The following is an 11547-nucleotide window of genomic DNA, read 5'->3' on the forward strand; positions in this document are numbered from 1 at the left end:
GTCGTGGGCTCGTCGGCAATCAGCAGTTTCGGTTCGCAGGCAAGGGCCGCCGCAATCATCACCCGCTGACGCATGCCACCGGATAGCTCGTGAGGATAGGCGCCCGCGCGCCTTGGCGCGTCCTTGATGTGCATGTCTTCGAGCAGTCCGACCGCCCGCGCATTGGCCTGCCGCCAGGATACGCCCTGATGGACCACCATCGCTTCTCCCACCTGACGCCCGACCGTCATGATCGGATCAAGATGCGTCGACGGGTTCTGGAAGATCATCGCCGCTTGCCCGCCACGCAGCTGGCCCAGATCGGCATCCTTCATGGCGAGGACATCGCTGCCCTCGAACATGATCCGACCCGACTTCACCAGTGCGTTGCCGGCAATCAGCTTGAGGATGGCTCTGCAGGCCACCGTCTTGCCCGATCCGGATTCACCGACGATCCCAAGGACCTCTCCCGCTTTCAGTGAAAAGCTGACGCCGCGCAGGGCGTGGACGTCGCCAAAATTGGTGGCGAAGTCGATGGTGAGGTTCTCGACGCTGACGAGGTCGCTCATCTCAGGATTCCGTGTTCAGGAGGCGGGCGAGACCATCAGCGGTCAACGAGAGGCCCAGCGCCAGAAGGCAGATGGCGATGCCTGGGAAGATCGCAATCCACCATGCGGTCGTCAGGTAGGTCTGCCCGTCCGCGATCATGGCGCCCCATTCGGGCGTTGGCGGTTGTACGCCGAGGCCGAGAAAACCCAATGATGATCCGAGCACGATGGCCAGCACGGCATCGGTCATGACGAAGACGATCGATGGGACGATGGCATTCGGCAGGATGTGGAACAGCATGATGCGCAAATGCCCAAAACCCATGCCACGTGCCGCCAGCACGAAATCGACGCCGCGCAGCACCAGCGCCTGGCTCCGCACAAGTCGCGCATAGCTGACCCAGTTCACCAAGGTGAGCGAGATGAAGTAGCTCTTGAGGCCGGGCCCCAGCACGGCCACGATGGCGATCACGAGGACGAAATAGGGAAATGATACGGTGACCTCGAGGATGCGCATCAGCGCCGCATCGATCCGGCCACCCAGATAGCCGGCGATAAGGCCGATGATCGTCCCCAGGATGATCGGACCGACGACGCCGAAGAAGGCCATGGCGAGATCGTAGCGTGCGGCAAACAGTGTCCGCGCCAGGACATCGCGGCCGATGGCGTCGGTGCCAAACCAATGCTCGGCGCCAGGTGGTTTCAGCGCCTGCATCACATCGACCTTGATCGGGTCGAAACTGGTCAGCACCGGCGCCAAAATGGCCACGACGATCCAGGCCAAGGTGATGGCGCCGCCAATGATCAAGGTTGCCGGCATCGTGCGGATACGCGCCATGGCCAAGGAGCCGCTGCCCTGCATCACATCGCTCATAATTCCACCCGTGGGTCGAGAATGGCGGTCAAGACATCGACGGCAAAATTCGAAATGACGACACCTACGGCAAGCAGCAGGGCCACCGCCTGGACGACGAACTGGTCGTGCGTGAGAACGCCGCGGATGAGCAGGTTGCCGAGCCCTGGAATGTTGAAGACATTTTCGACAACGACCGTTCCGCCGATCAGGAAGGCGACCACGACGCCCAGCAGATTGACTGTCGGCAAAAGGGAATTCCAGAACACATGCCGGGAAAAGATGTAGCTTTCCGGCAGGCCCCTGGAGCGGCAGGCGATCGCGTAATCCTTGTCCATCTGCTGAATGAAGGTCGCGCGCAGATTGCGCGCGAGGATCGGCGTCACCCCGATGCCGATCGTCAGGGCCGGCAGGAACAGATGCCACAGATTGTTGAAAAAGGTCGGCCCGTAACCGGATACGGGGAAGATCTTCAGCCGCAGGCAGAAGCCCATGATCAGCAGCAGGCCGACAAAGTAGGACGGCACGCCGACGCCCGCGACGCAGACGAGACGGATGAGGTGATCGATCCACCGTCCGCGCTGCCGGGCAGCGGTGACCGCGAGCGCGAATGTCAACAGCAGCGAGATCACGAGGCCATAGAGGATCAAGAAAACCGTTGGCGCGATCCGTGCCGCGATGACGCCGCTGACGGGACCCCGGAAGGCGATCGACTGACCGAAATCGCCGCGCAGGCAATTCAGCACGTAATAGAAATACTGCACGGGGATGGGCTGATCGAGACCGTATCGCGCCCGCACGAATTCGATCGCCTCCTGACTGGCCTTGGGGCCAAGCATGAGGCGAACCGGATCGCCGGGTGTCATTTGCAGCAGCAGGAAGGTGATCACACTGATACCCAGCAGCACGGGGATCAACTGTATCGGCCGCCTGAGCACGAAGGAGAATCGATTCATGGGTCGGGATCCTGGTGTCAAATCGATGCGAGACGGGGACGAAGATCTCGTCCCCGTCTCGCATCCTGTGCCGATCAATCCAGGCTGGTCCCGCCGATGGACGAGAATTGCAGGCCGACGTTCAGGACCAACCCTCTCACGCTCGGAGCATAGGCGTTGAGCCACGTCGGGTGATAGAGCGCCACCTGCGCCACCTCGTCCACCACGGTCTTCTGGATCTGGGCATAGAGCTCGGCCCGTTTGGCATTGTCCGCCTCGCCCGAGGCTTCATCGATCAGTTTGTCGACCGTTTCGTTGTTGTAGCGGGTGTAGTAGGACTTGTTGTCGCCCGCGCCCCAGACGCACCAGCGCAATGCGTTGTCGGGATCTCGCGTCTCGTTGTACCACCAGTTCATTTCCGCCTGGTACTCGCCATCGGCGAGGCGGGTCCATGCCTGGGTTGAATCGATCTTGGCAATGTTGACGGTGATGCCGACTTCCGCCAACTGCGCCTGGATCAGCACCGCCGCCTTTTCCTCGTCGGCACTTCCGGCATTCTGAATGAGTTCGAAACTGGCTCCGGTCTTGCCGGATTCAGCCAACAGGGCCTTGGCCTTTTCGACGTCTCGGGCAATGACTGGCAGCGATTTGTCGAAGAAATCGAGTGTCGGGCTCATGATGGAACTGGCCGGCGTGCCGAGACCCAGCGTCACCGCGGCATTGATGGCGGTGCGGTCGATGCCGTAGCTGACGGCCTGGCGGAATTTGAGGTCGTTGAAGGGTTCTGCCGAATGGTTGATCAGCATGTCATAAGTGGTGCTCGAAGGTTCAGGGTCGGCGCGGAAGCCGGCGGCCTTCAACTCGGCCATGCGCGGGGCCGGAACTCCTAGGCAGACATCGAGCTCGCCCGCCTGGAACATCGAGACCCTGGTGTTGTCGTCCGGGACATAGCGGAATTCGACGCCGTCGATCTTGGGCTCGCCTTGGCGGTAATAGTGCTCGTTGCGGCCAAGGACCACGCGGTCTCCCGGCTTCAATTCGACGAATTTGAACGGCCCTGATGTGACCGGCGCCTTGGCGAAAGCGTCGTCGCCCATTTTCTCGACCGCTGCCTTCGGCACAATGCCGGTATTCCAGATTTCGGTCAGCGTCAGGAAGGGCGTGAATTTGCGATCGAGCGTCATCACCACTGTCCTGGCGTCCTTTGCCTCGATCTTGGTCAGGGGCTGGAACGGCGCCGCATAGGCGGAATCCTTCTGGAAGCGCATGCGGTTCCAGCTGAACGCCACGTCCTCGGCCGTGATCGGCGACCCATCGGAAAATTTGGCCTCGCGCAGGTGGAAGGTATAGGTCTTGCCGTCATCCGCGATGTCCCAGCTCTCGGCAAGGCCCGGGCCGACTTCAGTGCGATCGGCATTGGCATGCAGCAGGCGTGCATACATCATGCCCTGGATGAGGATATCGGCTCCGTAAGTGGTTTTGATCGGGTCCAGGGTGAGAACCTCGGCTCCATAGGCCATACGCAGTATCTTGCTGCCGTCAGCATTGGCTCGAAGCAATGTGGCCGGCAACGTCGCGATGCTGAAGCCGGCAAACGCCGCACTTTTGAGGAATACTCTGCGGTCCATGACAATCTCCCATTTTCGTTGATGATGTTCCCGGGGCGGTTCCATGCTTGTTGGTTCAAGCAGTCGTTGTTGGTTCAAGCAGTCTTGGTGATGTGGGTAGGTGGTTTGCGCTGGTGCCAGGCGTAGTCGGCTTCAAGCACCGCACCCAACCGCAGCAGCAGATCGTCGCGTCCGAACGCGGCGACAAACTGCACTCCGATCGGCAGGCCGTTTTGCGTCCAGCCGAGCGGCAGGGATATCGCCGGCGATCCGGTGCCGTTGAAGAGCGCGCTGAACGTCTCCTTCGGCGCCAGATCGGCGAACACCGTGTCGATGTCGCGGCCAGGACGATCCGGGTCGTACGTGCCGAGCAACTCCGGCGAGATCGCGCAAGTCGGCGTCACCAGCACGTCATGGACGGCCAGGAATTCGCCAACCGTCCGCGTGATCCGGTCATACACCGCGAGAGCCGCGATCAGGCTTGCCGCATCGAGCGTTCGGCCATGGCGGTAGACGGCAAGTGTCGTCTGCTGCAGGCTGTCTTCATCGATCGGCCGCCGCAGCAGGCCCGCCAACTCGTCGAGCGACTGCGCCGTAGAAGCTGCCCAGATCACTTTCTGTGCCGCCAGATAGCGCTCATAATCGAACACAGGCCCGGCTTCGACGACCTTGTGGCCCAGTTGCTCCAGCCTCTTGCCCACTTCGAGGACTGCCGCCTTCACCTCGGGGTCGAGCGGATAGCCGGACCAGGACGTTGTGCACAGGGCAATGCGCAAAGCCTTGGGTGGCGTCTTGATCGCCTGGGCATAGCTGGTGGTCGGAGGGACGATCTCATAGCTGTCGCCGGGAAGCGCACCAGAACCCAGATCAAGCAAAGCCGCCGTGTCGCGGATCGAGCGTGTCAGCATGAATGAAATGGCGAGACCCAGCATTGGCGCATTCGATTCCGGCGCGCCGCTGATCCGTCCACGGGACGGCTTCAGGCCGACGACCCCGCAAAAGGCGGCGGGGGTGCGAATGGAGCCGCCACCGTCGGCGCCTTGCGCGACGGGAACGATGCCGGCGGCAACGGCCGCGGCTGCGCCGCCGCTCGATCCCGAAACACCCCTGCTGGTATCCCAGGGGTTGCGTGTCGCACCATAGAGAGAGGATTCGGTTGCCGCCGCTATGCCGAATTCCGACGTGGTGGTACGCCCGATATTGGCAAGGCCGCCGGATCGCATTTTCGCCCAGAAGGCGTGATCCTCGCCGCAGATGAAACCCTTGGCGAGAACGCTGCCAAACTCTCCCGGCCGGCCGGCTTCGATAGGGAAATCCTTGGTCAATGTCGGCATGCCGTGGAAAGGTGCGGGTCCGGGAACGTCGCCCAGCCCCTCGATCGCATCGGCATAGGTTTCGATCACGGCATTGAGCTGCGGATTGACCGCGGCGATCCCTGAAAGGATGCAGTTGCCCAGTTCGCGCGGCGTAACTTCCCGATTGCGTAGGAGCTCGGCCAGACCGACGCCGTCATAGGCGGCGTATTCCGTCAACTTCATGCGCCTGCCCTGACTGTCCACGGTTTCAGCAACGGGTGATGCATCGTCATTCTTCGCCTTCTTCCTCTTTGATGTGCCGTGCGACGCGCCGTGGCGGTTTGTGGAAGGTTCGCAGGATCCCGGCGATATCCTCCAGCTCGTTCATCCGCGTCTCGGCCGATTTGCCAAGTTTCTCGGCAACGGAATGCGTGAGGAGGTTCAGAACCGAACTTATGGCGGCCGTCGAATCCCAGTACAGGTCGACGCGCGTCGATACTTCGAGCGCCAGTTTTGTGTATTCAGATGCCCAATGACTGTATTTGTCGGTAACGATGATCAGAGGAATCTTTCGGCGCTTGATCTGGGCGCACAGCCGAAAGCTCATCGCTGCGTATTCCGCCGTGTCGATCAGCAGCACGCAAGAATTTTCGCCGCTATCGGTGAGGATTTCTGAGAACGTGCCGCCCAAACCTTCGGCAAAGCGGACATCGCTCCTCACCCAGCGCAGACGCGTCGCGAAATCGAGCCCCAGTCCCTTCACGGCTTGGAAGCTGACGCAGTTCACGCGATCGCAGGTGCTCAGCAGATGAACGATTTCGGACCATATCTCGCCCTGGGCAAGGCCATAAGCCGCGGTCAAGGCCTGCTGCTCCATCTCCAGGCTGCGAGCCAATCGTTCCTGCTTTTCGCCGCCGATGCGGAAACGCAACTCGGCACTGTCCAGGCCCGGGCCAGCGGCTTTCGGTGCGGAGCGCAGGCCACGCTTCATTTCCTTGAGGTCGGTGTAGCCGAGACGCCGCACGAAACGGGTAACGCTTGCCTCGCTTACGCCGGCGCCGGCGGCAATGGTGGCGCCAGTTTCAAAGGGAATGTCATGGATGTTGGCGAGCAGGTATCGCGCGATTGCCTGCTCGGTCCGCGCGAACTCCAGCCAGCCCTCGCGCAACCTGGCTTCCAGCGCGCTGGCCACCTCGGTCTCACCGGAAACAGTCTTCTCGCCAGGCGTTTTCATCTTCATCGGCCGCAACGTCCCTTGGCAGACCTATTTGGAACAGACCGGAAAAGGCCACCCCAGGAAGCGCAGTTCATTTCCAGTTCATGACGCGACGCTAGCACGCGAGAACACGCTGTGAAAGATAAATTTTACAATCTAATATTTCGGTACTTTTATTTCACGACCGGCCGTAATCGCAAAAAAGCGTTCCGCGCTGGCTCCGCCTGCGAGCGAACCTGTCTTCGCGCGCCGTGCGGTTCGCGGCTTCGTTTTCGTCCATGGTTCGGGCTGCCTGGAAAGTGGTTTTAAGCACGACAATCTGGACATTAGTCTTGACAGAAATACAGATGTTCAATACCCGTCAGGCAATCGAACAAGCCTGCATTATGGGAGGAACGAGCGGTATGGCTTCCAATGTTTCGTTGACGGGCCTTGCCCGCGATCTCGAGGAACGCGCCAAGTCGGGCAAGCCTATCCGCATCGGCCTGATCGGCTCGGGCGAGATGGGAACTGACATCGTCACTCGTGTCGCCCATATGTCGGGCATCGAGATCGGCGCCATTTCCGAACTGAACCTGCCTGCCGCCAGCAAGGCCGTCGATATCGCCTTCCAGGAAACCGGGCATGCGCGCGAGGTGTCGAACGCGTCGGCGATGACGGCGGCGATGGAAGCCGGCAAGGTGGCGGTCACCAACGATGCCAGCCTTGTCATCAACAATGATCTGATCGACGTCGTCATCGACGCCACCGGGGTTCCCGCCGTCGGCGCCGAGATCGGGCTGCGCGCCATGGAACATGGCAAGCATCTGGTGATGATGAATGTCGAGGCCGACGTCACCATCGGCGCCTATCTGAAGAGCGAGGCCGACCGGCTCGGCGTCACCTATTCGCTGGGCGCCGGCGATGAGCCGTCCTCCTGCATGGAGCTGATCGAGTTCGTTTCGGCCATGGGGCATCCGATCGTTGCCGCCGGCAAGGGCAAGAACAACCCGCTCAACATCGACGCCATTCCCCCAGACTATGAGGAGGAAGCCAAGCGCCGGCACATGAATGTGCGGATGCTGGTCGAATTCGTCGACGGCTCCAAGACCATGGTCGAGATGGCGGCGATCGCCAATGCCACCGGCCTGGTTCCAGACAAGGCCGGCATGCATGGCCCGGCGGCCACGCTTGGCGAACTGTCCAAGGTGCTGGTGCCGCAGAAGGATGGCGGCGTGCTGTCGAGGGTCGGCGTCGTCGACTATTCGATCGGCAAGGGTGTCGCGCCCGGCGTCTTCGTCGTTGCCGACATGTCGCATCCGCGCATCTCCGAGCGCATGGAAGATTTGAAGATGGGCAAAGGCCCGTATTTCACTTTCCATCGTCCCTATCACCTGACCTCGCTCGAAGTGCCGCTGACCTGCGCGCGCGTCGTGCTCTACGGCAAGGCCGACATGGTGCCGCTGGCCAAACCGGTGGCCGAAGTCGCCGCCGTGGCCAAGAAGGACATGAAGCCCGGCGAGAAGCTCGATGCGATCGGTGAATATTGCTACCGCGCCTGGATCATGACGACGCCGGAGGCGCGCGCCGCCAAGGCCATTCCCTGCGGCCTGCTGCAGGGCGGCTCGGTCACCGCGCCGATCAAGAAGGGCGAGCTCATAACCTACGCGAATGCAGCGCCCGCGGCGGGCTCCAAGATCGCCGAACTGCGCGCCCGCCAGGACAAGCTCGTCTATGGGTCCGTGGGAGCGTGATCATGGCCACAGCCAGCAAAGCCGTCACTGACAGTCGCGCCAATCTGCCCTTCGTCTACCGCCAGTACAGCGCCGAGCAGCTCAGGGAGGTGCTCCACAAGATGTACCTGATCCGCCGCTTCGAAGAGGGCGCGGAGGAGTGCTACACGCGCGGTCTCATCCACGGCACCATGCATTTGTCGATCGGCCAGGAAGCCAGCGCCATGGGCATCTGCATGCCGCTTGCCGAGGATGACCAGATCACCTCGACGCATCGCGGTCATGGCCACTGCATTGCCAAGGGTGCCGAGGTCAAGCGCATGTTCGCCGAGTTCTTCGGCAAGACCACAGGCTATTGCAAGGGCCGTGGCGGCTCGATGCACATCGCCGATGTCGGCAAGGGCAATCTCGGCGCCAATGGCATCGTCGGCGGCGGCATCCCGATCGCCGTCGGGGCGGCATTGTCCTCCAAGATGATGAAGACCGGCAAGGTCGTGGTCTCGTTCTTCGGCGATGGCGCCAACAATGAAGGCGCTTTCCACGAGGCGCTCAACATGGCGGCGGTCTGGAAGCTGCCCGTCATTTTCGTCTGCGAGAACAATGGCTACGGCATGTCCACATCGACAGCCCGCTCGACCGCGGTCAAGAACATCGCCGAGCGCGCCGCCGCCTATTCGATGCCGGGCGTCATCGTCAACGGCAACATCTTCTCCGAGGTCGCCGAGGCGTCTCATCAGGCTATCGCCCGAGCCCGCGCCGGCGAGGGGCCGACGCTGATCGAGTCCAAGACCTACCGCCATCGCGGCCATTCCAAGAGCGACCGCAACCGCTATCGTACCAAGGAAGAGATCGAGGACTGGATGTCGAACCGCGATCCGATCACCCTGTTCGAAAGCGAGCTCAGGGAATTCGGCTTCATCGACGACAAGGGCATCGAGGCCATTCGCGATGCCGTGGCGCAAGAGATCGCCGAGGGCATCGAGTTCGCCAAGGCGAGCCCATCGCCCGATATCAGCGAGACCGGAAATTACGTGTATACGGAGCAGGCGTGATGGACGCGATGGTGCGTGAACTGAGCTACGCCCAGGCGATCCAGGAAGCCATGGCGATCGCCATGGACATGGACGAACGCGTTTTCCTGATGGGCGAGGATATCGGTGTCTATGGCGGCGCCTTCCAGGTCACCGGCGACCTGGTCGAACGTTACGGCGCTGACCGCGTCATCGACACGCCGATTTCGGAATTGGGCGGCGCGGGCGTCGCGGTGGGCGCTGCCCTCACGGGCATGCGGCCGATCTTCGAGTTCCAGTTTTCCGACTTCGCCACGCTTGCCATGGAGCAGATCGTCAACCAGGCGGCCAAGATGCGCTTCATGCTGGGCGGCGAGGTTTCAGTTCCCGTGGTGATGCGCTTTCCCGCCGGTTCCGGCACCGGTGCGGCGGCTCAGCACAGCCAGAGCCTGGAAGCCTGGCTCGGCCATGTGCCGGGTCTGAAAGTCATCCAGCCGGCGACCCCCTATGATGCCAAGGGTATGCTGTTGGCGGCGGTCGCCGATCCCGATCCGGTCATGATCTTCGAGCACAAGCTGCTCTACAAGATGAAGGGACCGGTGCCCGAAGGCTATTACACCGTGCCGATCGGCAAGGCAGATATCCGCCGCGAGGGCCGCGACCTGACCATCGTCGCCACCTCGATCATGGTGCAGAAGGCGCTCGACGCGGCTGCCGCGCTGGAGAGCGAAGGCATCGACGTCGAAGTCGTCGATCTCCGCACCATCCGGCCGATGGACAAGCAGACCGTCATCGACAGTGTCAAGAAGACGTCGCGGCTGCTATGCGTCTACGAAGCGGTCAAGACGCTGGGCATCGGCGCCGAGGTCAGCGCCATGATCGCCGAGAGCGAAGCGTTCGATTATCTCGATGCGCCGATCGTGCGGCTGGGCGGCGCTGAAACGCCGATCCCCTATAATCCGGAGCTCGAGAAGGCGACGGTGCCGCAAATTCCCGACATCATCACCGCTGCGCGTGACCTCGTGAAAGGGGTTCGCTGAGAAATGCCGACCGAAGTCATTCTTCCCAAGGTCGACATGGACATGGCGACCGGACAGATCTCGCGTTGGTTCGCCGAGGAAGGCGCGCACGTCAAGAAGGGCGATGTGCTGTTCGAGATCGAGACCGACAAGGCGGCGATGGAGATCGACGCGCCGGCCAGCGGCGTGCTGCGCGACGTCACCGGCAAGGAAGGTGTCGATATTGCGGTCGGTGCAGCTGTTGCATGGATTTATGCCGACGATGAAAGCTATGCGCCAATCTCCCCCCTCGAGGGGGAGACGTCGACCAAGTCGACAGAGGGGGTTGCCTCAGGAGGCACCCCTGTACCGTCGAGCCCAGTCGAACCGACCTCACCCGACCGGCCTGCGGCCGGCCACCCTCCCCTCGAGGGGGAGGGGAAAGCCCGCGCAACACCTTTGGCCAGGCGCCTAGCCCGCGAGGCTGGCCTGAACCTCTCAACCGTATCCGGCACAGGCCCATACGGCCGTGTTGTAAAAGCCGATATCGACGCCGCACTTTCCTCCCTCCTCGAGGGGGAGGTGTCCGCGAAGCGGACGGAGGGGGTCGCCTCAGGAGGCGCCGCCCAATTCAGCACCGCCCTGGCGCCGACACCGGTCGAAGCGACCCCACCCGACCGGCCTGTGGCCGGCCACCCTCCCCTCAAGGGGGAGGGGGACGTGCTGCGTCTGTTCGAACAGGGCTCCTACGACCTCGTCCCGCATGACAATATGCGCAAGACCATCGCGCGCCGCCTGGTCGAAGCCAAGACCACCATCCCGCATTTCTACCTGACGCTCGATTGCGAACTCGATGCGCTGCTGGCGCTGCGCACGCAGATCAATGCGGCAGCCCCGGTGAAGAAGACCGATAAGGGCGACGCTCCAGCCTACAAGCTGTCGGTCAACGACATGGTCATCAAAGCGATGGCCATGGCACTGAAGGCGGTGCCGGATGCCAATGCCTCATGGACCGAAAGCGCCATGGTGAAGCACAAGCATGCCGATGTCGGCGTTGCCGTGTCGATCCCGGGCGGGCTGATCACACCGATTATCCGCAAGGCCGACGAAAAGACGCTGTCCGCCATCTCCAACGAGATGAAGGACCTGGCCAGCCGTGCGCGCAGCCGCAAGCTGAAGCCGGAAGAGTATCAGGGCGGCACCACTGCGGTGTCCAACCTCGGCATGTTCGGCATCAAGGATTTTGCCGCGGTCATCAACCCGCCGCATGCGACCATCCTGGCGGTCGGCGCCGGCGAGGAGCGGGCGGTGGTCAAGAACGGCGAGATCAAGATCGCCACCGTGATGTCGGTGACGCTGTCGACCGACCACCGCGCCGTCGACGGCGCGCTGGG

General features: G+C 62.2%; 10 protein-coding genes. 4 read left to right on the forward strand and 6 right to left on the reverse strand.

Annotated features, from left to right (window positions below; genetic code table 11):
* The 6 genes from EN906_RS09430 to EN906_RS09455 all read right to left on the reverse strand — a co-directional run.
* Positions 1-548: ABC transporter ATP-binding protein (locus EN906_RS09430; protein WP_164777140.1), on the reverse strand; the 548-nt coding region annotated here is incomplete at its 3' end.
* A 1-nt stretch (position 549) separates the two neighbouring features.
* Positions 550-1401: an ABC transporter permease gene (locus EN906_RS09435; protein ID WP_236383514.1), complete on the reverse strand. Its 852-nt coding sequence runs from the start codon at positions 1399-1401 to the stop codon at positions 550-552.
* Entirely contained in the window at positions 1398-2336 is a 939-nt protein-coding gene (locus tag EN906_RS09440) for an ABC transporter permease (RefSeq protein ID WP_127267170.1), read from the reverse strand. Before EN906_RS09440 ends, EN906_RS09435 begins: the two co-directional genes overlap by 4 nt.
* A gap of 74 nt (positions 2337-2410) precedes the next feature.
* A complete protein-coding gene (locus EN906_RS09445) occupies positions 2411-3943 on the reverse strand; it encodes an ABC transporter substrate-binding protein (RefSeq protein WP_164749041.1) in 1533 nt (510 codons plus the stop codon).
* 74 nt (positions 3944-4017) lie between these two features.
* The gene (locus EN906_RS09450; protein WP_127267168.1) at positions 4018-5460 is read right to left on the reverse strand and encodes an amidase family protein; all 1443 of its coding nucleotides are present in this window, start codon (positions 5458-5460) and stop codon (positions 4018-4020) included.
* A gap of 46 nt (positions 5461-5506) precedes the next feature.
* The gene (locus EN906_RS09455; RefSeq protein WP_164749042.1) at positions 5507-6409 is read right to left on the reverse strand and encodes a MurR/RpiR family transcriptional regulator; all 903 of its coding nucleotides are present in this window, start codon (positions 6407-6409) and stop codon (positions 5507-5509) included.
* Between the two features lie 428 nt (positions 6410-6837).
* Here EN906_RS09455 and EN906_RS09460 point away from each other — a divergent pair, with 428 nt between their 5' ends.
* The 4 genes from EN906_RS09460 to EN906_RS09475 form a co-directional block, all read left to right on the forward strand.
* Positions 6838-8166 (forward strand): NAD(P)H-dependent oxidoreductase, encoded by a 1329-nt coding sequence (locus tag EN906_RS09460; protein WP_127267166.1) that lies wholly within the window; start codon positions 6838-6840, stop codon positions 8164-8166.
* Between the two features lie 2 nt (positions 8167-8168).
* The gene (locus tag EN906_RS09465; protein WP_127267165.1) at positions 8169-9197 is read left to right on the forward strand and encodes a thiamine pyrophosphate-dependent dehydrogenase E1 component subunit alpha; all 1029 of its coding nucleotides are present in this window, start codon (positions 8169-8171) and stop codon (positions 9195-9197) included.
* Positions 9197-10195 (forward strand): alpha-ketoacid dehydrogenase subunit beta, encoded by a 999-nt coding sequence (locus EN906_RS09470; protein ID WP_127267172.1) that lies wholly within the window; start codon positions 9197-9199, stop codon positions 10193-10195. The genes EN906_RS09465 and EN906_RS09470 overlap by 1 nt, the downstream gene beginning before the upstream one ends.
* A gap of 3 nt (positions 10196-10198) precedes the next feature.
* The coding region (locus EN906_RS09475; RefSeq protein ID WP_164750883.1) for a dihydrolipoamide acetyltransferase family protein at positions 10199-11547 on the forward strand (1349 nt) is incomplete at its 3' end.

Source organism: Mesorhizobium sp. M7A.F.Ca.CA.004.06.1.1 (genome assembly GCF_003999135.1).
GTDB lineage: Bacteria > Pseudomonadota > Alphaproteobacteria > Rhizobiales > Rhizobiaceae > Mesorhizobium.

Coding starts and splice junctions, on each gene's coding strand:
- EN906_RS09435 (WP_236383514.1), bottom strand. CDS start 1,401: ATGAGCGATGTGATGCAGGGCAGCGGCTCCTTGGCCATGGCGCGTATC.
- EN906_RS09440 (WP_127267170.1), bottom strand. CDS start 2,336: ATGAATCGATTCTCCTTCGTGCTCAGGCGGCCGATACAGTTGATCCCC.
- EN906_RS09445 (WP_164749041.1), bottom strand. CDS start 3,943: ATGGACCGCAGAGTATTCCTCAAAAGTGCGGCGTTTGCCGGCTTCAGC.
- EN906_RS09450 (WP_127267168.1), bottom strand. CDS start 5,460: ATGAAGTTGACGGAATACGCCGCCTATGACGGCGTCGGTCTGGCCGAG.
- EN906_RS09460 (WP_127267166.1), top strand. CDS start 6,838: ATGGCTTCCAATGTTTCGTTGACGGGCCTTGCCCGCGATCTCGAGGAA.
- EN906_RS09465 (WP_127267165.1), top strand. CDS start 8,169: ATGGCCACAGCCAGCAAAGCCGTCACTGACAGTCGCGCCAATCTGCCC.
- EN906_RS09470 (WP_127267172.1), top strand. CDS start 9,197: ATGGACGCGATGGTGCGTGAACTGAGCTACGCCCAGGCGATCCAGGAA.